Annotated in this window: 24 protein-coding genes, 1 tRNA gene and 1 pseudogene; 10 read left to right on the plus strand and 16 right to left on the minus strand. The window is 72.4% G+C overall.

The window, feature by feature from the left end; translation table 11 throughout:
* Positions 1-54: 54 nt before the first annotated feature.
* The 3 genes and pseudogenes from CSIV_RS15235 to CSIV_RS15240 all read right to left on the minus strand — a co-directional run bounded on the left by CSIV_RS15235 (position 55) and on the right by CSIV_RS15240 (position 2,256).
* Positions 55-999, minus strand: a complete 945-nt coding sequence (locus CSIV_RS15235; protein ID WP_337192224.1) for an ROK family protein — start codon at positions 997-999, stop codon at positions 55-57.
* 93 nt (positions 1,000-1,092) lie between these two features.
* Positions 1,093-1,263, minus strand: a pseudogene (locus CSIV_RS18745) (MarR family transcriptional regulator); the annotation flags it as partial.
* A 72-nt stretch (positions 1,264-1,335) separates the two neighbouring features.
* Positions 1,336-2,256, minus strand: a complete 921-nt coding sequence (locus CSIV_RS15240) for an ROK family protein (RefSeq protein WP_077052189.1) — start codon at positions 2,254-2,256, stop codon at positions 1,336-1,338.
* A 212-nt stretch (positions 2,257-2,468) separates the two neighbouring features.
* Between CSIV_RS15240 and CSIV_RS15245 the strand changes: the two genes are divergently transcribed.
* The 3 genes from CSIV_RS15245 to CSIV_RS15255 are packed head-to-tail and all read left to right on the plus strand — an operon-like array spanning position 2,469 to position 7,063.
* Positions 2,469-3,515, plus strand: a complete 1,047-nt coding sequence (locus CSIV_RS15245; protein WP_077052190.1) for an AAA family ATPase — start codon at positions 2,469-2,471, stop codon at positions 3,513-3,515.
* A gap of 7 nt (positions 3,516-3,522) precedes the next feature.
* On the plus strand, positions 3,523-4,770 hold the full coding sequence (locus tag CSIV_RS15250) for a DUF58 domain-containing protein (protein WP_077052191.1): 1,248 nt from the start codon (positions 3,523-3,525) through the stop codon (positions 4,768-4,770).
* Entirely contained in the window at positions 4,757-7,063 is a 2,307-nt protein-coding gene (locus CSIV_RS15255; protein WP_160897430.1) for a transglutaminase TgpA family protein, read from the plus strand. The genes CSIV_RS15250 and CSIV_RS15255 overlap by 14 nt, the downstream gene beginning before the upstream one ends.
* A gap of 13 nt (positions 7,064-7,076) precedes the next feature.
* Here CSIV_RS15255 and CSIV_RS18485 read toward each other — a convergent pair whose 3' ends face one another.
* From CSIV_RS18485 to CSIV_RS15290, 7 genes are all read right to left on the minus strand, one after another.
* Entirely contained in the window at positions 7,077-7,238 is a 162-nt protein-coding gene (locus CSIV_RS18485; protein WP_175627634.1) for a hypothetical protein, read from the minus strand.
* Positions 7,239-7,459: 221 nt separating this feature from the next.
* The gene (locus CSIV_RS15265; protein WP_077052193.1) at positions 7,460-7,732 is read right to left on the minus strand and encodes a type II toxin-antitoxin system RelE family toxin; all 273 of its coding nucleotides are present in this window, start codon (positions 7,730-7,732) and stop codon (positions 7,460-7,462) included.
* Positions 7,729-8,013 carry a type II toxin-antitoxin system Phd/YefM family antitoxin gene (locus tag CSIV_RS15270; protein WP_083735169.1) on the minus strand — a complete coding sequence of 95 codons (285 nt, stop codon included), beginning with the start codon at positions 8,011-8,013 and terminating at the stop codon, positions 7,729-7,731. The genes CSIV_RS15265 and CSIV_RS15270 overlap by 4 nt, the downstream gene beginning before the upstream one ends.
* A 74-nt stretch (positions 8,014-8,087) precedes the next feature.
* Positions 8,088-8,179 (minus strand) — tRNA-Ser (locus CSIV_RS15275).
* A gap of 11 nt (positions 8,180-8,190) precedes the next feature.
* Positions 8,191-9,159: an acetamidase/formamidase family protein gene (locus CSIV_RS15280; protein ID WP_077052195.1), complete on the minus strand. Its 969-nt coding sequence runs from the start codon at positions 9,157-9,159 to the stop codon at positions 8,191-8,193.
* Positions 9,156-10,580 (minus strand): APC family permease, encoded by a 1,425-nt coding sequence (locus tag CSIV_RS15285; protein WP_077052196.1) that lies wholly within the window; start codon positions 10,578-10,580, stop codon positions 9,156-9,158. Before CSIV_RS15285 ends, CSIV_RS15280 begins: the two co-directional genes overlap by 4 nt.
* 55 nt (positions 10,581-10,635) lie before the next feature.
* Positions 10,636-11,526 (minus strand): proline iminopeptidase-family hydrolase, encoded by an 891-nt coding sequence (locus CSIV_RS15290; RefSeq protein ID WP_077052197.1) that lies wholly within the window; start codon positions 11,524-11,526, stop codon positions 10,636-10,638.
* An 81-nt stretch (positions 11,527-11,607) separates the two neighbouring features.
* Here CSIV_RS15290 and CSIV_RS15295 point away from each other — a divergent pair, with 81 nt between their 5' ends.
* Entirely contained in the window at positions 11,608-12,348 is a 741-nt protein-coding gene (locus CSIV_RS15295; protein ID WP_077052198.1) for a FadR/GntR family transcriptional regulator, read from the plus strand.
* A 3-nt stretch (positions 12,349-12,351) separates the two neighbouring features.
* Here CSIV_RS15295 and CSIV_RS15300 read toward each other — a convergent pair whose 3' ends face one another.
* Both CSIV_RS15300 and CSIV_RS15305 read right to left on the minus strand, forming a co-directional pair.
* Entirely contained in the window at positions 12,352-12,927 is a 576-nt protein-coding gene (locus CSIV_RS15300; RefSeq protein ID WP_077052199.1) for a GNAT family N-acetyltransferase, read from the minus strand.
* A complete protein-coding gene (locus tag CSIV_RS15305) occupies positions 12,924-13,295 on the minus strand; it encodes a MerR family transcriptional regulator (protein WP_077052200.1) in 372 nt (123 codons plus the stop codon). Before CSIV_RS15305 ends, CSIV_RS15300 begins: the two co-directional genes overlap by 4 nt.
* Before the next feature lie 93 nt (positions 13,296-13,388).
* Between CSIV_RS15305 and CSIV_RS15310 the strand changes: the two genes are divergently transcribed.
* Positions 13,389-14,879 carry a SulP family inorganic anion transporter gene (locus CSIV_RS15310; RefSeq protein WP_077052201.1) on the plus strand — a complete coding sequence of 497 codons (1,491 nt, stop codon included), beginning with the start codon at positions 13,389-13,391 and terminating at the stop codon, positions 14,877-14,879.
* 15 nt (positions 14,880-14,894) lie between these two features.
* On the opposite strand, the gene CSIV_RS15315 is transcribed toward CSIV_RS15310, so the two are convergent.
* Positions 14,895-15,830 (minus strand): AraC family transcriptional regulator, encoded by a 936-nt coding sequence (locus tag CSIV_RS15315; protein ID WP_160897431.1) that lies wholly within the window; start codon positions 15,828-15,830, stop codon positions 14,895-14,897.
* A 166-nt stretch (positions 15,831-15,996) separates the two neighbouring features.
* Here CSIV_RS15315 and CSIV_RS15320 point away from each other — a divergent pair, with 166 nt between their 5' ends.
* A complete protein-coding gene (locus tag CSIV_RS15320) occupies positions 15,997-16,341 on the plus strand; it encodes a hypothetical protein (protein WP_077052203.1) in 345 nt (114 codons plus the stop codon).
* A gap of 39 nt (positions 16,342-16,380) precedes the next feature.
* Here the strand turns inward: CSIV_RS15320 and CSIV_RS15325 are convergent, their stop codons facing one another.
* Complete coding sequence (locus CSIV_RS15325) at positions 16,381-16,827, minus strand: MarR family transcriptional regulator (RefSeq protein ID WP_077052204.1); 447 nt, start codon at positions 16,825-16,827, stop codon at positions 16,381-16,383.
* A 329-nt stretch (positions 16,828-17,156) separates the two neighbouring features.
* On the opposite strand from CSIV_RS15325, the gene CSIV_RS15330 reads away from it, so the two are divergent.
* The 4 genes from CSIV_RS15330 (at position 17,157) to CSIV_RS15345 (ending at position 21,463) form a co-directional block, all read left to right on the plus strand.
* Positions 17,157-18,353: a glycosyltransferase gene (locus CSIV_RS15330; RefSeq protein ID WP_077052205.1), complete on the plus strand. Its 1,197-nt coding sequence runs from the start codon at positions 17,157-17,159 to the stop codon at positions 18,351-18,353.
* 129 nt (positions 18,354-18,482) lie between these two features.
* Positions 18,483-19,577, plus strand: a complete 1,095-nt coding sequence (locus CSIV_RS15335; protein ID WP_077052206.1) for a type III polyketide synthase — start codon at positions 18,483-18,485, stop codon at positions 19,575-19,577.
* Positions 19,578-19,683: 106 nt separating this feature from the next.
* Positions 19,684-20,349, plus strand: coding sequence for a methyltransferase domain-containing protein (locus CSIV_RS15340; protein ID WP_083735230.1), 666 nt, complete (start codon positions 19,684-19,686; stop codon positions 20,347-20,349).
* The gene (locus CSIV_RS15345) at positions 20,342-21,463 is read left to right on the plus strand and encodes an FAD-dependent oxidoreductase (RefSeq protein WP_077052208.1); all 1,122 of its coding nucleotides are present in this window, start codon (positions 20,342-20,344) and stop codon (positions 21,461-21,463) included. Before CSIV_RS15340 ends, CSIV_RS15345 begins: the two co-directional genes overlap by 8 nt.
* Before the next feature lie 76 nt (positions 21,464-21,539).
* Here CSIV_RS15345 and CSIV_RS15350 read toward each other — a convergent pair whose 3' ends face one another.
* Entirely contained in the window at positions 21,540-22,367 is an 828-nt protein-coding gene (locus tag CSIV_RS15350; RefSeq protein WP_083735171.1) for a UbiA family prenyltransferase, read from the minus strand.
* 315 nt (positions 22,368-22,682) lie between these two features.
* Positions 22,683-24,197 carry an HNH endonuclease signature motif containing protein gene (locus tag CSIV_RS15355; RefSeq protein ID WP_077052209.1) on the minus strand — a complete coding sequence of 505 codons (1,515 nt, stop codon included), beginning with the start codon at positions 24,195-24,197 and terminating at the stop codon, positions 22,683-22,685.
* Positions 24,198-24,340: the final 143 nt, after the last annotated feature.

The following is a 24,340-nucleotide window of genomic DNA, read 5'->3' on the forward strand; positions in this document are numbered from 1 at the left end:
AAGTCTTTCCCCAGCGAGCCCGGTAACGAATCGGAAACGGCCCCCGAGAGCAGGTCAGAGCGCGATCATCATGCGCGCCGGACGCGCGGCGAACGCCCCGTCGAGCATCAGACACGCGGCGCCCACGGCCGCGACGTCGGCCCCCACGATCGAGCGGCGCACGGCGATCGCGCGGGTCGCCGTCGACGCCGGGTCCCCCGCCACACGAACGGCGACCGTGTCGGCCAGGACACCCGCGAGACGCTCCCATACGGGTCCGCCCAGCACGACCTCATCGACGTCGAGAAGGTTGTTCGCCACCACCAGAGCCCGTGCGATGCGCTCCCCCGCCCGGCGCAGCACCGCGAGTGTCTCCGGCCGCCCGGCCGCGGCATCCCGGACCAATCGATCGACCTCCGCGCGCGAATCCCCCGCCGGCTCGTTGTACCCCGCCTCGGCCGTCAGCGTGCGCGGCTCGATCGCGACACCGAGACAGCCGCGCGACCCGCACCCGCACATCGGTCCCAGCGGGTCGACGACGATGTGGGCGATGCCGCCGGCGTTGCTCGTCCGCCCGCGCACCGGGGCGCCGGCCACGGCGATACCGAGTCCGACGCCGGCCCCGTAATACAGGAACATCGCATCGTTGAGCACCGAGGATCCGTCGAACCACATCTCGCCGACCATCGCGGCGGTGACGTCCTTCTCGACGATCACCGGCAGACCGGTGATCGCCCCCAGGTCGTCGCGCACATTGACGTTGTGCCACGCCGGCAGCAGCGGAGGATCGAGCAACCGCCCCCCGCGCGGGTCGAAGGGCCCCGGCGCGGCGACGCCGACCCCCAGGACGAGATCGCGATCGATGCCGGCATCACCGACGATGTCGTCGACGGCCCTCGCCACGGCCCGGATCAGCTCGGACGCCGGAGCGGAGCCGTACGGCGCGATCTCCTCGTGCGCCACGACCGACCCGGCCATGTCGACCACGACGACCGTGTCGACGACGGGGTCCAGGTGCACCCCGACGGCGAAGCGCGAGCGCGGCTCGAGCTTCAGCAGAGTCCGGGGCTTGCCCGGCCCGGAAATGACCTTGCCGGCTTCGGCGATCAGCCCCTCCTCCGCCAGACGCCGGGTGACGTTGCTGAGGGTCTGCGCGGAGAGACCCGTCCGCGCCGATAGCTCGACGCGGCTCAGCCCCTCGGGCGAGCGACGGATGAGATCGAGCACGAGCGTCTGGTTGTACTCGCCCACCGCGGGCAGATTGGAGCCCGTCCGCATGGCATCCCCGCTCTCGAATCCGTCGGCCGCGACGCGGTCCTGTGCTCAGGTTACGCCGACGGGGTCCGCCGCGCCGCGTCAGGCCCGCAGCGCGAGGGCGGCCGCCCCCAGCAGCGGCCCGTCTCCGTCGAGGCCCGAGGGCACGACGCGGCAGCGACGGGCGTACGCGTGGACGGATGCCGCGGCGGCGGCCTCGGCCACCCGGGCGATGTAATCGTCGGCGACGTGCGAGAAGCCGCCGGCGATCGCGACGGCCTCGAGGTCGCACAGCGTCGCGGCGGCGGCGATCGCCTGCCCCACCGCGGTCGCGGAGCGCCGGACGGCCGCGACGGCGACCTCGTCGCCGGCACGGTACGAGGCAGCCAGGTCGAGTCCCGTCTCGCCGACCCACCCCTGCGCCCGCGCCCACGCGACCGATCCAGGACCGGCGGCGACGGCCTCCAGCGTCGCGGCGACCGCGTCGCCGACGCCGTCACCGTCGATGGTCCGCACGAAAGTCTGACCCAGGTGTCCGGCGTTGCCAGAGGCTCCCGAGATGGGCCGGCCGCCGAGGATCAACCCGCCGCCGACACCGGTCGACACGACGATCGCCATCGCGTTCTCGGTGCCCACCAGCGCACCGCGCCAGTGCTCGGCGAGCGCGATGCACGTGCCGTCCAAGGCGAGCGAGATCGGTCCCTCCACGAGTCCGCCGAGCACCTCGTCGATCGCGAGACCCGCGGCCTGCGGGAGGTTCAGGGGCGACACGGAGCGCGCCGGGAGGTCGACGGGCCCGGCGCTTCCCACGCCGATGGCCGCGATGCGGACGCCCGGCACCGCCGCCAGGGCCTCGACCGCGGCGGCGCGGATGTTCGCCGCGATGCCCTCGCGGGGGGTGTCACGACCGGTGGGGCGGCGAGCGACGCTCGCGCGCAGCACCTCCCCGTCGGCGGTGACGACGGCGGCATCCACCTTCGTCCCGCCGATGTCGACGGCGAGTACGGGGGCGGCAGGGGACATCGCGGGCTCCTCGGTTCGGGCGGCACCGCCCGGGAGATACGGGCGCACGCGCCCGTACGGTGCGGGCGACGAAGCCCGATCCTAGGGCCACGACGATCCGCCCACGCACCTGAGCACCTGCCGTATTCCGGCCCGGGGCTCGTTCGCGCAGGTTACGATCAGGTCACGGCGGCCACGACGCTCCTCCGCCGCGATGCGACACGAGGGATGCCATGGACGAGACGGTCACGCCCGAGGCGGCCCCGCGGCTGCGCCGCCCCGACCTCCAACCGCTGCGGCCGGAACCCGACGAGGCGTTGGACGCCACGTCGTTCGCCCGCCTCACCGAGCGCATCGTCGCGTCGATGTCACGGGTCATCGACGGGAAGCCCGACGCGGTCCGCGCCGCCCTGATCGCCCTCCTCGCCGAGGGACACCTCCTCATCGAGGACGTCCCCGGTGTCGGCAAGACCATGCTCGCGCGGGCCCTGGCCGCCACCATCGACGCCGACGTGCGCCGCATCCAGTTCACGCCCGACCTCCTGCCCGGCGACATCACCGGCGTCTCGGTCTTCAACCCCGTCGAGCGGCGTTTCGACTTCACTCCGGGCGCGGTGTTCGCGCACATCGTCATCGCCGACGAGATCAACCGCTCGTCACCCAAGACGCAGTCCTCGCTCCTGGAGGCGATGGAGGAACGGCAGGTCACGGTCGACGGGCGCACGCACGTTCTGCCCTCCCCCTTCCTCGTCGTGGCCACCCAGAACCCGCTCGAGATGGAGGGCACGTACGCCCTCCCCGAGGCGCAGCGCGACCGCTTCCTGCTGCGGATCTCGATGGGGTACCCGGATGCCGCAGCCGAGACGCTCATGCTGCGCCAGCGCGACACCGTCAACCCGCTCGACGCGCTGACCCCCGTCGTCTCGGCTCGGCAGGTCACCGCGATGATCGCCTGGGCGCGCGGCGTGCACGTGGCCCCCGCGCTCGAGGAGTACGCCGTGGCCCTGGCCCAGGCCACCCGCAGCCACCCCGACATCCGCCTGGGGGCCAGCCCGCGGGCGACCCTGCAGCTGGTCCGCGCGGCGAAGGTGCGGGCGGCGCTCGACGGCCGCGCGTACGTCATCCCGGACGATCTCACCGCACTCCTCGGCCCGGTCTTCGCGCACCGCGTCATCGCCAACCGCTCGGCCGCCGGCGGGCGTGCGGGCGCGGTGGTCGTGGCCGACGCGCTCGAGCGGATCGCCGCGAGCGTGCGCGTGCCGCTGGCTCAGCGGGCGTGAGCACGCCGTGAGGGAGCGCTGGCCGCTGACCCTGCGGGGAACCGGTGCCCTCGCCCTCGCCGTGATCGCGCTGTTCGTCGCGCAGCGTGCGGCGATCCCCGAACTGCTGTACTTCGGCGTGCTCATGCTCACGCTCGTGCTGTGCGCGGCGGCCAGCGCTCTGGTGGTCCGCGCGACCGGCGAGGTCGTCCGGTCCGCCGCGCCCGAGGTGGTCGAGGTGGGCGGGCTCGCCGAGGTGCAGTTGTCGGTCCGGGTGAGCACCGCGCTTCCGACGCTCCCGGGGCGATGGTCGGACGCTCTGCCCGCGGGCCTGGACGGCCGAGCGGACGGCGCGTTCCCCGCCAGCGCGTCGACCCTGCGGCGCACGGGAGCTTCCGTGCGGCTCCGCTACGAAGTGCGCGGTGCGGTGCGCGGCATCCATCCGGTCGGTCCGCTGCGGGTGTCGACGACGGATCCGTTCGGGCTGATCCGCCGGCGCTTCGCCGTCGGCGCGGCGAGCGCCGTGACCGTCGCCCCCACGATCGTCGAGCTCGCGCCGCTGCCCTCCTCGACCGGGGAGGCCGGCGGGACGCGGCAGAGTTCGGCCCTGCAGCTCGGTCAGGGGGCGGACAACCTCGTGGCGCGCCCCTACGCCCCGGGCGATTCGATGCGGCGCATCCACTGGCGGGCGACGGCCCACCGCGACACCCTCATGGTGCGCCAGGAGGAACAGGAATCGAGCCCCGCCGCGACGGTCGTCCTCGATCGCGCGCTGTCGCGCTGGTCGCCCGCGGCCGCCGAGGGGCCGGGCCGGGACCGCGCGTTCGAGACCGCGGTCTCGGTGTGCGTCTCGGCGGTGGCGCGACTCGTGCACGAGGGCTACACGGTCGACGTGATCGACAGCGACGGCGAACTCCTGGCCGACCCCGTCGACGGCGGAGAGGATGCCGAGGCCCGCGGCCTCGCGGCCTCGTTCGCGACCCTGCGCGCCCGCCCGGACGGCCCGTCACGTCGCATCGTGCCCGCCTCGGCGTCCGCACTGGTCGGCCCGGTCGTCGTCGTCACCGGGCGGTTGGACCCGGACGATCTCCTGGCCCTGCGAGCCGCGGCCCCGCGCTCCCCGCTCGCGGTGCTGCTCACCGTGGCGGACGACGACGCCGCCCGCAACGTCCGCTCCGCGACCGGCTGGCACGCCACGGCGCTCGCGCCCGGCGGCGATGTCGCCCGGGCATGGGACGATGCCACGCGACCGGAGGACGCCCGTGTCGGCGCCTGAGGTCAGCGGCCGGACGGTGCGGCGGCGCCGCGACCTCGCCCTCCTGTCGCTCGGCGTGTTCGCCGGTATCGCCGCCGCCCTGCTGCCCGTCTTCTCCGTCATCGCGCCGGGCGCCTGGACGATCGGCGCCCTCGCCGGGGCCGCCGTGATGCTCCTGTGCGGACTCGCCGTGCGGTTCTCACGGGCGCCCGCGCTCGTGGCCACCGTCGTCGAACTCGTCGTCGGCGTCGTGTTCCTCACCGCGATCTTCGGCCGCTCCACGGCGCTGCTCGGGGTGATCCCGACGCCGGCGACCCTCGCCTCGGTCTCGACGCTGTTCGCCGGGGCGTCGGAGGAGATCCGCCTGGGCATCGCCCCGGTGGTGCCGGCCGCGGGCCTCGCGTTCGTCCTCGTCGCGGCGGTGACCGGTCTCGCCGTCGTCCTCGATCACGTGGTCCTGACGGCGCGGATGCCCCTTCTGGCCGGGGTCGGACTCGTGGCGGTCTCTCTCATCCCGACGATCGCCATCCCCGCCGACGTCAACGTGCCCGCCGTGCTCGCCCTGGCCGCCACCGTGCTGTTCCTGCTGCGCATGGACGTGCGCTCGCGCACGCGCGCCGCGGCCCCCGCGCGCCGGCTCGGTTCCCGCGTGTGGGGGGCGTCGGCGACCGCGATCGGCATCGCCGCGGTGTCGGTGCTCGTGACACTCGTGGCCGTGCCGTTCCTCCCCCAGCCCGCGCTGCGCTTCGCTTCGGGCACGGGCGCGGGTTTCGGCACCACGATCAATCCCAACCTCGAGCTCGGCAACGACCTGCGTCAACCGCGCGACATCGACGTGCTGACGCTCACCACGACGGGAACCTCCGCGCCGTACCTCCGCGCGGTGACGCTGTCGCAGTTCGACGGGGCGGTGTGGCAGCCCGACTCGGGCGAGACCGTCACCGTGCCCGACGGAGACGCCCCGGTGTTCGATCCCGTGCAGGTCGACGGCGACATCGAGGTCGCCGACTGGACGACGACCGTCCAGGTCGGCGAACTCGACAGCCCGTGGCTCCCTGTGCCCTACCCGGCCTCAAGCGTGACCGGCCTCGAGGGCGAGTGGCTGGGGATGCCGGCCAACCGCACGATCGTGTCGCGTTCGGGTTCGTCGCGGAACCAGGACTACCAGGTTCAGGCGCTCGTTCCGCGGCCCACGCTCGAGCAGATCCGGTCGCGCGCGGTCGGCGGGGACGAGCTCGGCGACACCGTGCGCGCCCTCCCCGCCGATGTCCCGGCGATCATCGGCGACACGGCGCGCTCGGTCACGGCCGGGGCGCAGTCGCCCTACGACGCGCTCATCGCCCTGCAGTCGTGGTTCCGCAGCAGCCAGTTCCGGTACTCGCTGGACGCCCCCGTCGAGGCCGGATTCGACGGAGCGGGCCTGGATGCCGTTGCACAGTTCCTGCAGGCGCGCACCGGTTATTGCGTGCACTTCGCCTCCGCGTTCGCCGTCATGGCGCGCACCCTCGGCATGCCCTCGCGCATCGTCGTCGGATACCTCCCCGGCACCCGGTCGGGGTCGGTCGAGCAGACGGGCAGCGTCGAGTACACGGTCACCTCCAGCCAGCTGCACGCCTGGCCCGAGGTGTACTTCCGCGGTATCGGGTGGGTGCCGTTCGAACCCACCAACAGCCTCGGAGTCCCGACGAACTTCGCCTCCGGGAGCACCGGTGGCCAGTCGGGGTCGGCGACCACCCCCGAGCAGCAGGATGCCGCCACCCCGGGTGCGACCCGCTCCGACGCCCCGCAGCTCGGCGACCAGGACGGCACCGGATCGTCGGCTGCGGGTTCGAGCACCTCGGCCGTCCAGAACCCGACGGGCCCGGTGCTCGCCGTGGGCGGAGTGGTGCTGCTCCTCCTGCTCGCGACCCCGGGGGCGATCCGGGCCTGGCGGCGACGCTCGCGTGCGACGCTCATCCGCGGGGGTGACCCCGTGGCCGCGTGGGCCGAGATCCGCGCGGATGCGGTGGACCTCGGCATCCGTGCCCCCGATGCCGAGTCGCCGCGGGCGTTCGCCGCGCGGCTCGTCGAGGAGCACGGCGTGGATGCCGACGACATCGGGCTCGTGCGCGACGCGCTGGAGCGCGCGGTGTACGCCGAGGACGGCGTGGATCCCGCGCGGGGGCCGGCGCTGGCCGACACGGTGGCGCGGATCCGCGCACGGCTCCGTGCCGGTGCGAGCGCGACCGGCCGCGTGTGGGCGCTCGTGCTCCCCCGCTCGCTGCTGCTGCGCGGTGAGCCCGCACCGGTCGAGGCGCCCGACCCGGTCCGCTGACGCGGAGTCGCGCTCAGAGAACGCCGGCGCCCACCCTGAGCGTCACATAGGCGGCGACGGTGAGGATCGCGGAAACAACGATTCCGACCCCGAGCACGGGCCATGGGCTGCGACCCCACGCGAGTGGTCGCGCGATCGCCAGGGCGGTGGTGATGAGCCACGCCACGAGGAGCACGGGCTGCACCCCGTTGACGGCCACATCCGTGAGAACGAAATCGCAGGAACGCTCCGATCCACATCCTGCGACCATCAGCCCGTTCAGCTGAACGAACGTCCACGCCGCCACCGAAGCCAGGAGATGCAGAACTACGCCTGGCAGAACCCCGAGGGCTCGCCCGAGCCGCTGCCGTCGACGTGCGACAAGGATACTCACGTGAGGTCGACCCCCGTTCCTCTTCAGCGGTGGTAGGCGTCGCGGCGATGTACGACCGAGACGACCTCGATGACCAACCGTTCGTCGACGATCCGGTACAGCACGCGGTACTCTCCGCGGCGCGCCGAGTACAGCGGGGCGAGGGGCTCGCGAAGCGGCTTGCCCACTCGGCGAGGGTTCTCTCGGAGCGCGCCGAGGATGAACTCGAACGCGGCGGCCGCGATCTTCTCGGGAAGATCGTGCGCGAGCGCGCGACGTGCCGACCGAGTGAAGACGACCTCGTAGCCGTCGGTCATGCCGTGGTGCGACCACGCGCGGCCATCGCCGCGCGCACCTCGTCGGCGGAGAACATCTCGCCCGCCTCGAGGTCGGCAAGCCCTCGCCGGATCGCATCGACCTCGTCCGGACGGCTCAAGACGTCGACCGTTTCGAGCAGCGAGTCGTAGTCGTCTGCGCTCAGCAGAACCGCCGCACGATCACCGTTCCTCGTCACTTCGAAACGCTCGTGGGTTGATACCGCCGACTCGACCAGCTTCGAGAGATTGGCCCGTGCGTCGGCCAGCGAGAGGGTCGTCATGTACAGAATTATAGCGCCCAGCGGTTCGACAGGGAACGACGATGGGCCTCACCCGTCGGGGTGAGGCCCATCTCTGGCGGAAGTGACAGGATTTGAACCTGCGAGGCGAGTTACCCCGCCTACATGGATTCCAGCCATGCTCCTTAGGCCGCTCGGACACACTTCCAACAGACGATCTTACACGGCGGCGACACCGTCCCCCGCCGCGGGCGATGACTCCCCGTCGAGCAGCGCGCGCGGGACCCGGTGCAGGGTGACCGCCCCGATCGCGTCGAACGGGTGCAGCGGGTCGGGGTCGACGGCGCCGGTGGGGCCGCCGAGCTCGGAGTCGGCGAGCGCGCTCATCACGGTGTAGGCGTCCATGGCATCCCACCCCCGCTCGACGAAGGCGTCGAACGCGTCCTCGTAGCCGCGGCGCACGCTCTCCTGCACGGTCGAGCCGAGGCCGACGAAGATCCACTCGTCGGCGGTCGCGATGCGGGGTGCCCGCAGCGACAGACCCGGAACCACGTCGATCGAGACGACCACCGTGCCCTCGGCCTCGATCGCGACGAACGAGGACTCCCCGCGCGCCATGATCGCGTGCACGTCGCCGATCGCGAGCAGCGCACCCTCGACCTCGACGGGGAGGTACACCGTGGCGCCGGGGGCGATGTCGGTGACGTCCATGTTGCCGCCGATCGAATGCGCGGGCATGACGGTGCTGGCCACCCCCGACGCCGGCGCGGTGCCGATGCAGCCGACCATCGGCCGGGGCGCGACCGTCACGGCATCCGTGAGGTGTACGCCGTCGGCGTCGATCGGGATGCGACGGGTGACGACCCGATCGGGCATGCGGTCGCGCAGGGCCCCGACACCGGGCAGGCTCATCGCCCACCCGGTGTCGGTCAGCCGGATTTCGTGGATCGTCACCGCCAGGGCGTCGCCGGGCCGGGCTCCCTCGACGTACACGGGTCCGGTCACCGGGTTCAGTGGTGCCGAGAGCCGGCCCAGGTCGCCGTGCTCGTGGAGCTCGCGGTACACGGCGTCGTCGGTCTGGAACGCGATGCGCTCCCCCGTGCCGGGCGCGATCCGGAGGACCGGCGGCACATCGGCGCGGTGTCCGGGGCGGCCGTGCTCCTTGCCGAGGCGGTGCTCGATCGTCATCGCGAAGCCACCTCCGCGCCGCCCTCACCGGCGGTCGAGGCGGCGTGCTCGGGCGACGGAGCGGGCGTCATGCCGTACTTGCGGGCGAAGACGAGGTACACGACACCGCCGACGACGAGCCACAGGATGCCGCCGACCTTCGCGGTGATGTCGGCGTTGAGCAGCACGTATCCGATGATCAGGAACCCGATCAGCGGCACGGCGAGGTGGAGCACGTAGTTCTTCGACTTCTTCTTGCCGAGGTAGTACGCCGCGACCGAGACGTGAAGGAGCATGAAGCCGAGGAGCGCGCCGAAGTTCACCAGCGACGAGATCACCGCGATCTGGCCCACGAAGAACAGCACGAGGACGAGCGAGATCGCGCTGACCGACAGGATCGCCGCCAGCGGCACCTGACGCGAGTTCACTCTCGACAGGAACGCCGGGAGGCGCCGGTCGCGGCTCATCGAGTACAGCAGACGCGAGGTCGCGGCCTGGGCTGCGACGGCGTTGGCGATGCCGACCGCGACGACGTTGACGGCAAGGAACGCGGTCGCCCATCCCGAACCCGCGGCCTGGGCGACGAGGAGGAAGAAGGCGTTGTTCACGTCGTCGTCCGAGAACGCGATCGTGCCGGCGGCCAGGGCGCTGGCGAACCACGTCTGCGCGATGAAGAGCACCGCGACCACGAGCAGGGCGATGATCATCGCGCGACCGCCGGACTTGCGGTCGCCCGTGGACTCCTCGGCCATCGTCGAGATGCCGTCGAAGCCGAGGAAGCTCAGCACCGCGATCGAGAGCGCGGTGGCGATCAGCGCGGGGTTGACCTTCTCGGCATCCCACACCGGGGCGATCGTGAACTCGGCGCCCGGGATCGTCCCGGAGGAGAGCGCGACCATCGCGATGACGACGAAGATCACGACGAAGGCGAGCTGGATGCCGAGCATCACGCGGTTCGCGAGCTTGATCGAACCGATGCCGAGCACGTTGATGACGGTGTTGATGATCACGAACGAGACCGCCCAGATCCACTGCGGGACGTCGGGGAAGATCCCGGCCATCGACGACGCCGCGAACACGTACAGCAGGGTCGGGACGAGCAGGTAGTCCAGCAGGATCGCCCACCCGGCGAAGAAGCCGACGGTGGGGTGGAGACCCCGGCCGACGTAGGAGAACACAGAGCCGGCGATCGGGAACGCCTTCGACATCTGGGCGTAGGCGAGGGCGGTAAAGATCATCGCCACGACACCGGTGATGTACACCAGCGGGACCATGCCGCTGGCGGCGTTGTAGACGACGCCGAAGATCGCCCACGGGGCGATCGGCACCATGAAGACCAGGCCGTAGACGACGAGGTCGAAGGTGGACATGGAGCGCTTGAGCTCCTGCTTGTAGCCGAAGGACTCCAGCTGCTGCTGGGCCTCGGGGGCGGTGTCGGACATGGGACTCCTGTTCGGGTGACGGTGGAGCGTATCGGCTGGGCGCGAAACGGGCGGGTCAGGGAAGCGGGGCGAGGAAGTCGGCGATGACGGCGCGGAAGGCGTCGGGCATCTCGAGGTGGGCGCAGTGGCTGGCGCCGACGAACACGTGCGAACGGGCGCCGGGGATGTGCTCCACGAACGGCGCCCAGGTCTCGGGGGTGGCCTCGTCGAACTCTCCCGCGACGACGAGGGTGGGGACGGCGATCCGCGGCAGACGGTCGATGATCGTCCAGTCGCGGCCGGTGCCGACGACGTGGAACTCGTTGGGACCGTTCATGGTGAAGTACACCGTCGGGTCGGCGAGCATCTGCTGCTCGCTGTCGACGAAGTCCTGCGGCATGGGCGTGACGCGGCACACGTGCCGCTCGTAGAAGACGCGGGTGGCATCCACGTAGTCGGGGTGGTCCAGGGTGCCGTCGGCTTCGTGGCGGTCGAGGGCCGCGCGGGCGTCCTCCGGCAGCTCGGAGCGCAACCGCGCCGCGCCGGCGAGCCACAGTTCCATGGATGCCGGGGAGTTGCAGATCTCCAGGCTCCGCAGCCCCTCCGGCTGACGCACGGCGATCTCGGCACCGAGCATGCCGCCCCAGGACTGCCCGAGCACGTGGTACTCGTCGAAGCCGAGCGCCTCGCGCAGACTGTGGAACTCGTCGACGAAGAACTGCGGCACCCACTGCTCGACGGGAGCGTCGGGGTGGTGCGAGCTCTTCCCGCACCCGATCTGGTCGTAGTGCACGACCGTGCGGCCGGTGAGGTCGGCGAGGGCGTCGAGGTTCTTGACGTAGTCGTGCGCCATGCCGGGTCCGCCGTGGAGGACGAACAGCGGCGCGGCGCCGGTGGGCTTCGCGGGCTCGGTCAGGCGGGCCCAGGTGAATCCGTCGTGGAACGGAACGGTGATCTCGCGGTGCATGGAGTCATCGTGGACCCGGTAAAGGTTCGTTGGCAAACCTTTTCTCGGGATTTAACATGAAAGAAATCGACCGGGGAGCTGATGGCCGAGACCGACGACGCATCACTCGTGGAGCGCGTGACCGAGCGGCTGATCACCGCGGTCGCCGTCGGCGAGTTCCTGCCCGGAACCCGCTTGCCCCCCGAACGCGACCTCTCCCCCCTCCTCGGAGTCGGGCGCACCACCGTCCGCGCCGCCCTCGACGACCTGTCCGCGCGCGGCCTGATCGAGAAGCGCCGCGGCCGCGCCGGGGGCACCTTCGTCGCCGAGGACTGGCCCGCGTCGGTGGTCGTGGGCGTGGACCGCTGGTTCGCCGAGCGCTGGGACGACCTCGTCGACGCGTGCACGGCCAGTTCGCTCCTGCATTCCTCGCTCGCCCGCCTGGCCGCCGAACGGCGGACGGATGCCGACATCACCTCGATGCACGAACGCCTGGCCGCCTTCCACGCGGCGGAGTCCGGCGACGCCAAGCAGCGCGCGGACAGCCTGCTGCACCTGTCGATCATCGACGCGGCCCACAACACGGCACTGCGCGAGATCCTCCTCGACCACGAGCGCCACCTCTCCCTCTCCGCCCCCGCGCACCCGTGGGGCGACCGCGAGAGCCACCGACGCATGGAGTCGCGCGCCGGGCGGGAGCACGACGCGATCGTCGCGGCGATCGTGCGCTCCACCCCGGACGACGCCGCCGAGCTCGCCCGCCGTCACGTGCAGATCGACCTCGAGCTGTTCGCCGAGGCGCGGGAGTTCGCCCGCCGCCGTGCCGCCGCCGCCGCATCCTGACCCTCAGCCGGCCAGACGCGCCTCCAGGCCCGCGCGGACCGCGGGCCACTCGTCGCGGAGGATCGAGAAGTACAGCGTGTCGCCGACCGTGCCGTCCGCGGCGATCCGATGCCGACGCAGACGCCCCTCGGGCACACCGCCCAGACGCTGGATGGCGCGGGCGCTGCGATCGTTACGGGCATCGCAGCGGAGCGCCACGCGGTTGACGCCCCACGTCTCGAACGCCTGGGTCAACAGGAGCATCTTGGCCGCCGGGTTGGTGCGACCACCCTGGAACGGCCGCCCGTACCAGGTCGTGCCGATCTCGACCCGCCCCTGCGCGGGCACATGGTCGTAGAACGTGGTGGATCCGCGCACCTCGCCGGTCTCGGCATCCCGGACCGTGAAGGCGAACATGCCGGGCGTCTCGCGCTGCTGATCGACCCGCTCGGCGTACTCGTCGACGGTCATGGGCCACGACGTCGTCATCCCGCGCCACAGGTCGGCGTCGGTGAGGGGCCACGCCTCGATCGCGTCATCGGGGTGCGCGGGGGCCAGACGCACGCCGAAGCCGACCAGGTCGAGAGAGTGATCGGTCACCGCGCGGCCAACTGGCTGAGGAACTCGTCGGCGGCGGCGAGCTGTCGACGCAAGCCGTCGCGCCGCGTGGTCGCCTCCTCGCGGATACCGTCGAGCCGGGCGCGCAGGACCGCATCCCCCGGATCGGCATCCAGTCCGTCCACGACGGCGAGCAGCTCCCCCATCTGCTCGAGCGAGTACCCGAGCGGTTTCATCCGGCGGATCAGCAGAAGGCGGGATTCGTCTTCCGCGGTGTAGAGCCGGAAGCCGCCCTCGGACCGGTCCGACGGGCGCAGGAGACCGATCTCGTCGTAGTGCCGGAGCGTACGGATCGACAGTCCCGTCCGCTCCGCGAGCTCGCCGATCTGCATCGGTCGGGCGTGATCCATGGCATCCCCGATCCCGCAACCCTCACGTTACGGTAGAGTTCGACGGTCGCACTCGCGACCGCCCCCATTCTCCCCCGCCCCTCCGGAGCTCCCGTGACCGACGTCCTCGCGCGCCCGCGCCCCGAGCCCACCGTGCGTCAGGCGCTGCGCTCCCCCCGTCTGCTCACCCGGGAGGTGCTCGCCGGTCTCGTCGTGGCGATCGCCCTGATCCCGGAGGCGATCGCCTTCTCGATCATCGCGGGGGTCGACCCGAGGCTCGGCCTGTTCTCGTCGTTCGTCATGGCCGTCGCGATCGCCTTCCTCGGCGGTCGCCCCGCGATGATCAGCGCCGCCACGGGTGCGATCGCGCTCGTCATCGCCCCCGTCGCGCGCGAGCATGGCGTCGACTATCTGCTGGCCACCGTGATCCTCGGCGGCATCGTGCAGGTGGCACTGGGCGTCCTCGGCGTGGCGAAGCTCATGCGCTACATCCCCCGCAGCGTCATGGTCGGGTTCGTCAACGCTCTCGCCATCCTGATCTTCGTCGCGCAGGTCCCGCAGCTGATCGGCGTGCCGTGGATGGTGTACCCCCTGACCGCGGCCGGCCTGGCGATCATGTATCTGCTGCCCCGCGTGACGCGCGCGATCCCGGCGCCGCTGGTGGCCATCGTGCTCCTGACCGGCGCGGCGGTCGTGTTCGGCATCTCCGTGCCCACCGTGGGAGATCAGGGCGCGCTCCCCGAGAGCCTGCCCGTGCTTCTGCTCCCGAACGTGCCTTTCACGTTCGAGACGCTCGGGATCATCTTCCCCTTCGCCCTCGCGATGGCCGTCGTGGGTCTCCTCGAATCGCTCATGACCGCCGCGCTGGTCGACGAGATCACCGACACCCCGTCCTCGAAGACGCGCGAGTCCCTCGGCCAGGGCGCGGCGAACGTCCTGTCCGGCTTCTTCGGCGGGATGGGCGGGTGCGCGATGATCGGCCAGACGATGATCAACGTCAAGGCATCCGGCGCGCGCACGCGCATCTCCACGTTCCTCGCCGGGGTCTTCCTCCTCGTCCTGGTTCTGGTCTTCGGCGACGTGGTCGCGATCATCCCCATGGCCGTCCTGGTGGCCGTCATGATCGTGGTCTCGATCGCCACGTTCGACTGGCACAGCATCCGCCCGTCCTCCCTCCGGCGGATGCCGCTGAGCGAGACGACCGTGATGGTGGCGACGGTGGCGGTGACGGTGTGGACCCACAACCTCGCGATCGGCGTCGGCGTCGGCGTGATCGTGGCCGCCGTGCTGTTCGCCCGACGGGTCGCCGGCGTCACCCGGGTGCACCGGGAGGTCGACGCCGACGTCGCCCACTACCGGGTCGAGGGCGAGCTCTTCTTCGCCTCGAGCAACGACCTCACCACGAAGTTCGCCTACTCGCGCGACCCTGCCCGGGTGGTGATCGACCTCTCCGGTTCGCACATCTGGGATGCCTCGACCGTCGCCGCGCTCGATGCGGTCGAGACCCGGTACGCCCGGCTCGGTACGACCGTCGAGATCATCGGGATGAACGCCCAGACGGCACGTCTCCACGGCCGACTGAGCGGGAGGCTCGGCGGGCACTGATCCGCCGAGCGAGCTTCACGACCGGAGGGTGGTGGAGGGGGTCTCGCCGAACTCCGCCCGGTACATGGCGGCGAAGCGCCCGAGGTTCGAGAACCCCCAGCGCGCCGCGATGGCCGCCACCGTCTCCGCCGAGGGGTCGGCGGCGCGCAGTTCGGCCCGAGCAGCGTCGAGACGCACGCGTCGGACGTACTGCATCGGCGTCCGGCCCGTGGCGGTGCGGAACGCGTACTGCAATCCGCGCGGGGAGAGCCGCGCCGCCTCCGCGATGTCGGAGAGGGCGATCGGCCCGGTGGCGTGGGCGTCGATGTACGCCTTCGCCCGACGCACCGGCGCGGGCAGCGCACGCGCCGGTCGACCCGCGGCGAGCGCCTCGGTGAAGGTCGAGGGGAACGTCATCAGCGAGGCCTCGAGCAGGAGCGAGCGCACCTGCTGCGCGATCACCGGGGCGCGTTCCGGCGAGCGCAGCAGCACGTCGCGGCCGTACTCCCACGTGCGGGTCCAGTACCTCAGGCGCTGCTCGGACATCGGCGCGTGCCCGATGGGGCGGACCCGCAACGTCTCATCTCCCGAGAGCCGACGGGCGGCCTCGTCCACGTCGCCGCGCGCGAAGGACACCGCGGTTCCGGCGATCCTGCCCGAGAACGCGATCTCGATCGGACGGTCCATCACCACGAACGGCACCGTCGTGTCGATACGGTCGCGTCGGTAGGTCGCGCGGATGCGCGGGCCCGCGATCCGTCCCACGATCATCTGGTCGCCCGGGTCTGATTCGGTCACCATCGTCGATCCCACGGTGTAGTCGCAGAACCCGAAGCCGGGCTCAGCGGCACCGTGGAAGACGAAGGCGGGCTGGATGCCGTCGGCACGGGAGATGCGGGCTCCGGGTATCACCGTCTGCCACATCTCCTGGACCGTCGTGGCATCCCTGGTTTCGACATGCGTATGCTCCACGGGCATTTCCTAAGTTCTCGCTGCCGAAAACGGATAGACCGTTGCGTATGCGCTCGAACTGTGCGATGGAACCGGTCCCACGATGGGCCGGGATGCGCAACCGCGCGTCGGCCCCGATAATCGGATGGGTGTCGCCCCCGCGACGCACTGACCGACGGGATGAGTCATGCCCTTCCGCACCATGACCACGCTGCAGGCGTGGATCGACGACTTCCGCGCGCTCGGCTACGACGACGCCGGAATCCTCAAGGTGATCCCGCAGGACGGTGAGGGAGGTTCCGACACCGGCCTGATCGCCGCGGGGCTCCGCAGCGTCTCGACGACCTTCTACGTCTCCCCCGAGACCGAGCCGGGATCCACCGGATGGGCCGTCACGTTCGAACCGCGCGAGAACGCCGCCCCTCTCGGGTCGGCGCGCGTCCTCGCCCTCTCCGGAGAGCTGGCGATGCTGTCGGCGCTGTGCACCTTCCTGCAGGCACGAGCCGAGGCCTTCGTCGAAGCCCGATCCTGAGGCTCCCCGCCGGACGCGCGCCGTCGGGGTGGGAACGCCTCAGCCGGCGGCCGTACCCGCGGCGGTGAGACGGCGGAGGACGGTCGCGACCCGGTCGGCATCCGCGGGGTCCATCTCGGCGATCGCCGCCTCCACCGCGTTGTCGAATCCGCGGAGGGAACACCACGGCGCAGAATCCAGATCGACCGTCGCGGTGATGTGGTTCACGCGACGGTCCTCGTCGTCGAGGTCGCGGCGCACGGCACCGCGCTGCACGAGTCGGTCGATGAGGGTCGTCACGCCGGCCGAGGTGATGCCGAGGTGGTCGCGCACGTGCGAGGGGCGCGCCCCGGGATTCTCGGCGACGAAGATGAGGGCCTTCGCGTCGAGCTCGTTGAGGGACAGCGTCCGGCGCGCCTCGGCGGTCGCGGCGCGACGCGCCTCGTCGTAGGCCAGGAGCGCACGTCCGAGGTCCGAGATCGTCGAGGCGTCCGAGGAGTTCTGCACGACCCCTGATCGTACCGGTGCGGGGCCGGCGGCGCGGGTGCGGGCCTCGCGGCCGTTCCGCCGTGTCACGCGACGAGGGCCGACGCGTGCTGCGCCGCGGGGGCGGCAGCGGGCTCGTCTCGCCCCGCGGTTGCTCCGTTTCCGGCGCGCCGTGTCCGGCGTGCACCGGGGGGCGGGCTCAGCGCTCGATCGCCGTCGCACGCGTTCACGAGATGGTCTTCACGGCGTAACCCGCCACCCGCGGTCCACCCTTCAGCATGGGTCAAACCGCACCCGCGGTCACCGATTCGGCTCCGCTCGTCGGCGCCCCTCCCCGGAAAGCGATCGCGATGAACCGACCCCTGCGCGTGCTGTCCCTGTACGAGGGATTCTTCGCCGGAGGAGCCCGTATCCTCCACTCCGACGTCGTCGCAGGGCTGCATGCCGACGGCGGCCAGGAGCACCGGGTCCTCTCGCTGACGTCCGCCGCCCGTCGCGACGCATCGCTGCAGCACGCTCACGACGACACCCGGTTCCGGACGCTCCGCGCCGCGGGTGTGCGCATCGACACGTTCGACCGCGTCGCCGGCGACCAGCCGATGACCCCGGACTCCTTCAGCCCCGCCGAGCTCGCGCACGCGGCGTCCCTCATCGCGGATGCCGACATGGTGCTGTCCCTCAAGGAGCAGCCGTTGAGCCTGATCGTCGCGCTCGAACGGGCGGGCATGCTGCCCGATCGCCCCCTCGCGGCGTGCCTGCACCGCTCGGATCCCGCGCACTCCGGCCCGGCCCTGGGCTGGCTCGTCGACGCCGGCGCGACCGGCGCCGTGTCCGCGACCATCTCGTGCGCGGAATCGACCTCGGTCGCCTACACCCGCTCCGGCGTCGCGACGACGCACGCGTGGGTGATCGACAACGGCATCGACACGCGCCGGTTCCGGCCGGGTACGCGTGCCGAGCGCCGGAGCATCCGCGAATCCCTCGGCATCCCGGAGACGGCCGCGGTGGTGATGCTGGCTGCGCGATTCGACGCGATGAAGGATCCCGGGCTGTTCCTCGACGCCGTGGCCCGGCACGCGCGCCGTCGGCCGCGCACCCACTACGTGCTGTGCGGGTCGGGGATGACGCACCGCAACCCGGCGTTCTCCGCGCTCGTCGCCGATGCGGGGCTGGGCGCGGACGTCGCGCTGCACGCGCTCGGCCTGCGCGAGGACATGCCCGCGCTGTACCGGATCGCCGACGTCGTGGCGCTGACCAGCGCATTCGGCGAGGCGTCGCCGTTGTGCCTCGCCGAGGGCGCGGCATCCGGAGCCATCCCCGTCACGACCGATGTCGGCGACGCCGCCCGCGTCGTCGCGGGATTCGGACTCGTGACCCCGCGCGACGCCGAGGCCATTGCGGCGACCTGGCAGGAGGCCCTGACCCGCCGGATCGAGCTGCGGTCGGCGGCGATCTCGGCCCGCCCGCGCCTGGACCGTCGACGCATGGTCGCGGACTACCGCGGCGCGATCGAGGAGCTCGTGCTGCCCGAGGTGCTCGCGGCCTGAGCCGCGGGCGCCCCGGCGGCGCCCACGGCGGCGACCAGGAGCGCGAGCGCGGGGCCCGGCACCCTAGATGGACCGCCGTGACGGCACCATCCCCGACACCACGGTGCGAAACCGTGCCTACAGTGAGTCATGACCGCCAGCATCCTCTCGATCGGCACGGCTCTGCCCCGCACCCGTGTCGCCCAGTCGGCGCTGCGCGACCTGTTCGCCGCACAGCCCGGATTCGATCGGCGCAGCCAGCGCCTCGTGGGGGCGGCGTTCGACGCCGCGGCCATCGACACGCGCCACACGGTGCTCCCGCAGCTGGCCGGAGGTTCGGCCGACGGACTCGCGGCGCTGTCGGACGGTGAGCTGACGATGCCGCCCACGGGTGCCCGCAACGACGAGTACCGCCGCACCGCGCCCGCGCTGTTCGCCGAGGCGGCCGGGGCGGCTCTGGCCGGTTCCGGGCTCGGGCGTGAGGCGGTGACGCACGTCGTGACGGTCTCGTGCACGGGCATGTTCGCGCCCGGACCCGACTACCTGCTGGTGCGCGATCTCGACCTGTCGCCCTCGGTCGAGCGGTATCACCTGGGGTTCATCGGGTGCGCGGCGGCGATCCCCGCGCTCCGGCTCGCCGCTCGCATCGTCGCCGCCGATCCCGCAGCCGTCGTCCTCGTCGCCGCGGCCGAGCTGTGCTCCCTGCACTGGCAGACCTCGTCGCATCCCGATCAGATCGTCGCGGCGTCGGTGTTCGCCGACGGAGCCGCGGCCGCGATCGTGACGGCCGCGGACGCCGCCCGGCCCGGGCTCGACCTCGAAGGGTTCGCGACGTACGTCACCGACGAGGGCGAGAAGGACATGGCGTGGACCGTCGGCGACTCGGGGTTCGAGATGACCCTCACTCCGGAGGTGCCGCGCATCATCGGTCGCGAGATCGCCGCGATCGCCGCGGACGTGCTCGGCGACCTGAGCGAGGTCGACGCGTGGGCCGTGCACCCCGGCGGTCGGAGCATCCTCGACCGCGTCGAGTCGGCTCTGGCTCTGGATGCCACGGCGCTCGCGTCCTCGCGCGAGGTGCTGCGGGCGCACGGCAACATGTCCAGCGCGACGCTGCTGTTCATCCTGCGGGATCTTCTCGCTGACACGGCCCGCGCGGACGGCGACAGGGTGGCCGCGCTGGCCTTCGGCCCGGGCCTCACGGTGGAGGCGGCGCGCCTGGTGCTGCGCCGCCCTGCGGCGTGATGCGGGCGGCCCGCGCGTGCACCCGGCACGCCGTGGGAGAGGGACGCCGGTGAGCGCCGGAGGCTGGGCACGACTCGACGCACGAGACACCGTCCTCCTCGAGCTCATGGACGACCCCGACTGCGATGCGCGCCGTCTCGCCGCGACGTATCGTCGGTTCGATCTGGTCAACCGTGCCGTGTCCGGCTGGGGCGGGGTGTACCGCGCGCACGTGCGCCCCCGGCTTCGCGCCCTCGGCCGGCCGGGTCGGGTCCTCGACCTCGGCTGCGGCGGGGGTGACGTCGTGGTGCGTCTCGCCGGGCTCGCCGCGCGCGACGGACTCGAGGTCGAGTGGGTCGGCGCGGATCCCGATCCGCGTGCACTCCGATCCGCTCGGAAGCGCGAACGCCCCGGGGTCCGGTTCGTCTCGCGCGGTTCGTCGGAACTGCTCGCCGACGGGGAGAGGTTCGACATCGTGCTGTCGAATCACGTGCTCCATCATCTCGACGCCGCGCAGCTGCGCGGGTTCGTGGACGACTCGCGGGCGCTCGCCCGATCCGCCGTGCTGCACGCCGACATCGCTCGAGGACGACTGGCGTACGCGCTCTACGCGATCGGGGTGACGCCGCTCGCGCCCGGAACGTTCCTCCGCACCGATGGACTGCGCTCCATCCGCCGCAGCTACCGGGCCGAGGAACTCGCCCGCACGCTCGGAGAACCCTGGCGCGTCGAGACTCCGGCACCGTTCCGCGTGCTCGCCGTCGCCGACGGGACGGCGGAGGCTCATGGCTGACGTGCTCGTGGTGGGGGCGGGTCCGGTCGGGCTGGCGCTCGCCGCCGACCTTCGCGTGCGCGGCGTCGATGTCGCCATCGTGGAGCGACGCACCGGGTCGGATGCCGGGACGCGGGCGATCGGCATCCACTCCCCCTCCCTCGCGCACCTCGAGGCATCCGGCGCGACCGACGCGCTTCTGGCCCGGGCCGTGCGCATCGGCCGCGGGGAGGCTCGGGCTGACGGCCGGAGGCTCGCGACCATCCGGTTCGACCGGCTGCGGGCGCGGCATCCGTTCGTCGCCGCGCTTCCCCAGTCGGACACGGTCGACGTGCTCACGCAGCTTGCGCCGGCGGTCTCGCGGGGCGTGCGCGTGACCGCGGTACGCGAGGACGGCGCAGGAGTACGCGTGCGGGCGGTCGGGCCGAGGGGCGAGGTGGATCTTCGCGCCGCGATCGTGGTCGTCGCATCGGGGTGGGCCGGGCGCGAGCTCGTGTATCGCCCGGGCGCTGTGCACACCCACCACTACCCCGACCGGTACGCGATGGTCGACGTCGCCGCCCCCGGCGATGCGACCGCGCTCGTGCACCTCGAGCGCGGCGGCGTGGTCGAGTCGTTCCCGCTGCCCGGAGGCAGACGGCGTCTCGTGGCGTGGGCGGGGAAGGCGGATGTCCCGGATGCCGCGGAGTTCCTCCGTGCGGCGCTGGCCGATCGTGTGGGGCTCGATGTGGACACGTCGACGGCGTCGACGTTCCGCGTGCGGCGCGCCGTGGCTCCCGCGCTGCGGAGGGGGCGGGTGATCGTCGTCGGCGACGCGGCGCACGAGGTCAGCCCGATCGGCGGTCAGGGCATGAACCTCGGTCTGCTGGATGCCCTCACCCTTTCTCCCTTGCTGGCGGAGTGGGTGCGCGGGACCGAACCACGACGGCTGGCCGCGTGGGAACAGGGACGGCTGGCGTCTGCCCGGCACGCCGCCCGTCTGGCGTTCCTGAACACGATGCTGGGGCGAGGCGCCTCGGCGCCCGGGCACGCGACCCGATCGGTGGCGCTGCGCACCGTGCTCCGCGGCCCGGGGGCGGCGGCGTTCACGCGCGCCTATGCGATGGACTTCGACGCCGCCGCGCGAGGCGGCTGAGCGCAGGGGCCTAGGGGCGTCCCGGGTCTCGGCGGGCCGAGCCGAGGCGGAGGGTCACGATCGGCAGGCCGCGCACTCACGTGATGACGAGCTGTGCCGCCAGCAGCAGCGCCGCGAGCATGGTCAGTCGGAACACCGCGCGCCCGGGCGGCCGTGCCACGGCGAGGGCGATCGTCGCCACCGCGACGAGCACGACCGCGGCGAAGAACACGCCTCCGACGACACCTCCGCCCGATCCGGCGAAGACAGCGACGGCACCCAGCACGATCCCCGCCGCAGCGGCGACGACGCTGACGCGGGCGCCGAGCCGGTGCGGCAGTCCGCGCACCCCGGTCGCACGGTCGTCGTCGAGATCGCGGACGACGTTCGTCAGGTGCACTGCGGCGCCCAGTGCCGCCCCCGCGAGCGAGGCCCATGGCGCGGCGAGCGCGGGAGCCGGCAGCGCGAGGGTCGGGAACGACGGGAACAGACCGAAGCTGACCAGGAACGGCACGATCGACAGCGGCGTGGACTTCAGCCCGGCGTTGTAGGCCCAGGCCGAGGCGAGCGCGATCGCATGGGCGGCGACGAGTGCCGGTCCGAGTGGCGCCGAAAGCGCGAGAGCCAGGGCGAGGGATGCCACCGCCACCCCGAGCGCCTGTTCCGGGGTGAGCGCTCCGCTGGCGACCGGCTTGTCGGTGCGTCCGACGGCGACGTCGCGGCCGGCGTCGATCGCGTCGTTCGACAGCCCGACGGAGACCTGACCCGCGAACACGGCGACGACGAGCAGCAGCAGCCGCCACGGCTCGAGACCGGCGGCGACGCCGAGCGCCAGCGACAGGGTCGTGACGACGAGCGTCGGTCCGGGATGCGTCGCACCCCAGAGCGCCCGCACGAGCGGTGTCTTCGCGGGGGCATCGGGCACGTGACGACGGTACCGCCTCCCGCGCGCCCGGGGCGGGCGGCCCGTCACGGCCCCAGGGAACTGCCGCCTCCAGGAACAGCGGCGCTCGGAAACAGCAGCGCTCGGGAACAGCGGCGCTCGGGAACAGTAGCGCTCCGAAACAGCCGCGCTCGGGAACAGCGGCGCTCGGAAACAGCAGCGCTCGGGAACAGCGGCGCTCGGGAACAGTAGCGCTCCGAAACAGCCGCGCTCGGGAACAGCGGCGCTCGGGAACAGTAGCGCTCGGAAACAGCAGCGCGCTCGAGGTCAGCGGCAGGCCCGAGATCTGTTCCGTGCTCACGGACCCGCCGTCTCGTCGTCATCGACCCGCTTCTCCCAGGGGGGTGGGTCGGGTGCGAATCGAACACTGGCGGGTGGGACGGCAGAGGGATAGGGATCGGGGTGGTCGGTGTAGACGCGGCCGGTGGGTGAGGTCCATTCGAGGAGTCCGTCGGGGAGCTGCGTCACGCTCCAGCGCGTGAACTGCTTCTGTGTGTGGTGCCGTTGGCACAGGCAGGCGAGATTGCGGACGTCGGTGGCCCCGCCGTGCGCCCAGTCGGTGGTGTGGTCGATCTCGCAACGGATCGCGGGAGCAGTGCACCCGGGCCATCGGCAGCGGCGGTCGCGGGCACGCAGGTGCCGGTCGATCGCGGTGGTGCGGTGGTAGGTGTCGGTGTGCAGGACGGCGCCGGTGACGGGGTGGGTGATCACCCGATCCCAGGGGACGCGGGTGGCCTCGGCGAGGCGCCGCGCGGTTTCCGCATCGACGGGACCGCGGCCGACGAGCTCGGCCGGAGCCGCGTTCTCCCCTCCCGGCGCGAGCATGGTCATGGCCGGCACGACGACCTGCACCCTCGCGCGGATCTTGCCGAGGGTGCCGGGTCCGTCGTCGGGTCGGGTGGGGTCGAGAGTCGGGTCGCCGGTGAGGAGCATGTCGGCGAACACGTCCGCCCGCACCTGATCCATCGTGCGCGTATCCCGCTTCGGGAGGACGGGACCGGCGACCGGGTCGCCGTCGACGGCACCGTCGCCGCTCGCTCGACCCGTCGGCGACGCGGTCCCCCCGCGGGCGACCCCGCCCGTCGAGGCCGTGTCGCCGGGGGCGGCATCGCCGAGACCGTCGCCCGCCTTCGCGTCCCGCGCCGCGTCCACGATGACCCGGGCCTGCTGCGTCACCCGGTCGTGGATCGCTTCGGCGAGCACGGTCGGGAGGGTCGCGATCAGGTCCGACATGCCCTCCGCCGCCGGGACCACGCGGACGCACCGCAACTCGCGCGCGGCCCGGTGGCGCTCGGTCACCGTCCGCGGATGCAACCTCTGCGCGGCCACGGCGAGCCGGCTCTTCAACCGGCCCGGACTGGACGCCTCCCCCGCGAGGGACACGGCCTCGGCATCGAAGTCCGCCCTCCGTTCCAGGGGCAGCCCCGCCCCGGCGTCCGCGATCACCCGCACATATCGCCGCGATATCGCCCCGCTCTCCCACGCCGCGACGGTTCGCGGGAACGACTCCACCAGCGTCATCGCGTCGTCGATGTCGCGCTGCACCGTCCGATCCGACCCCCGGCACGCGGCCGCCACCTCGGACGCCACCTCCCGCAACGCCATCTCCGCGGCCCGCACCGACGCCCGTGTCGTCGCCGCGGCATCCAGGGCGAGTCGCCCGACCGCGGCCAACGCCCGCACGCGCGCGACCTCCGCCGACGCGACCGCAGCCTCGGCGACGACGACATCCGCGACCAGACCCGCCAACACCCCCACGTCGATCGCCACGACCCTCGACCCGGACGGCTCGGGCGGAACATTCGAAGACATGTACGAACGCTATTCGAAGCCCCGACGTTCCCCCCGATCAGGAGGTGAATCTGTGCACAACCCCGAACCCCCGAGACCTGTGCAGAAGGGGCGCCAGGGCGCACGAAACCGCACCCGCGACGCCGCCCCCGCCAGGCCTCAAC

This window comes from Microbacterium sp. CSI-V, assembly GCF_001984105.1.
Lineage (GTDB): Bacteria > Actinomycetota > Actinomycetes > Actinomycetales > Microbacteriaceae > Microbacterium.

Excerpts from the sequence above, each read along its gene's own strand:
- CSIV_RS15335 (WP_077052206.1), top strand. The coding sequence starts at position 18,483 with ATGACCGCCAGCATCCTCTCGATCGGCACGGCTCTGCCCCGCACCCGT.
- CSIV_RS15345 (WP_077052208.1), top strand. The coding sequence starts at position 20,342 with ATGGCTGACGTGCTCGTGGTGGGGGCGGGTCCGGTCGGGCTGGCGCTC.
- CSIV_RS15320 (WP_077052203.1), top strand. The coding sequence starts at position 15,997 with ATGCCCTTCCGCACCATGACCACGCTGCAGGCGTGGATCGACGACTTC.
- CSIV_RS15280 (WP_077052195.1), bottom strand. The coding sequence starts at position 9,159 with ATGACGATCGAGCACCGCCTCGGCAAGGAGCACGGCCGCCCCGGACAC.
- CSIV_RS15305 (WP_077052200.1), bottom strand. The coding sequence starts at position 13,295 with ATGGATCACGCCCGACCGATGCAGATCGGCGAGCTCGCGGAGCGGACG.
- CSIV_RS15270 (WP_083735169.1), bottom strand. The coding sequence starts at position 8,013 with ATGACGACCCTCTCGCTGGCCGACGCACGGGCCAATCTCTCGAAGCTG.
- CSIV_RS15285 (WP_077052196.1), bottom strand. The coding sequence starts at position 10,580 with ATGTCCGACACCGCCCCCGAGGCCCAGCAGCAGCTGGAGTCCTTCGGC.
- CSIV_RS15330 (WP_077052205.1), top strand. The coding sequence starts at position 17,157 with ATGAACCGACCCCTGCGCGTGCTGTCCCTGTACGAGGGATTCTTCGCC.
- CSIV_RS15340 (WP_083735230.1), top strand. The coding sequence starts at position 19,684 with ATGGACGACCCCGACTGCGATGCGCGCCGTCTCGCCGCGACGTATCGT.
- CSIV_RS15295 (WP_077052198.1), top strand. The coding sequence starts at position 11,608 with ATGGCCGAGACCGACGACGCATCACTCGTGGAGCGCGTGACCGAGCGG.
- CSIV_RS15265 (WP_077052193.1), bottom strand. The coding sequence starts at position 7,732 with ATGACCGACGGCTACGAGGTCGTCTTCACTCGGTCGGCACGTCGCGCG.
- CSIV_RS15355 (WP_077052209.1), bottom strand. The coding sequence starts at position 24,197 with ATGTCTTCGAATGTTCCGCCCGAGCCGTCCGGGTCGAGGGTCGTGGCG.
- CSIV_RS15245 (WP_077052190.1), top strand. The coding sequence starts at position 2,469 with ATGGACGAGACGGTCACGCCCGAGGCGGCCCCGCGGCTGCGCCGCCCC.
- CSIV_RS15290 (WP_077052197.1), bottom strand. The coding sequence starts at position 11,526 with ATGCACCGCGAGATCACCGTTCCGTTCCACGACGGATTCACCTGGGCC.
- CSIV_RS15240 (WP_077052189.1), bottom strand. The coding sequence starts at position 2,256 with ATGTCCCCTGCCGCCCCCGTACTCGCCGTCGACATCGGCGGGACGAAG.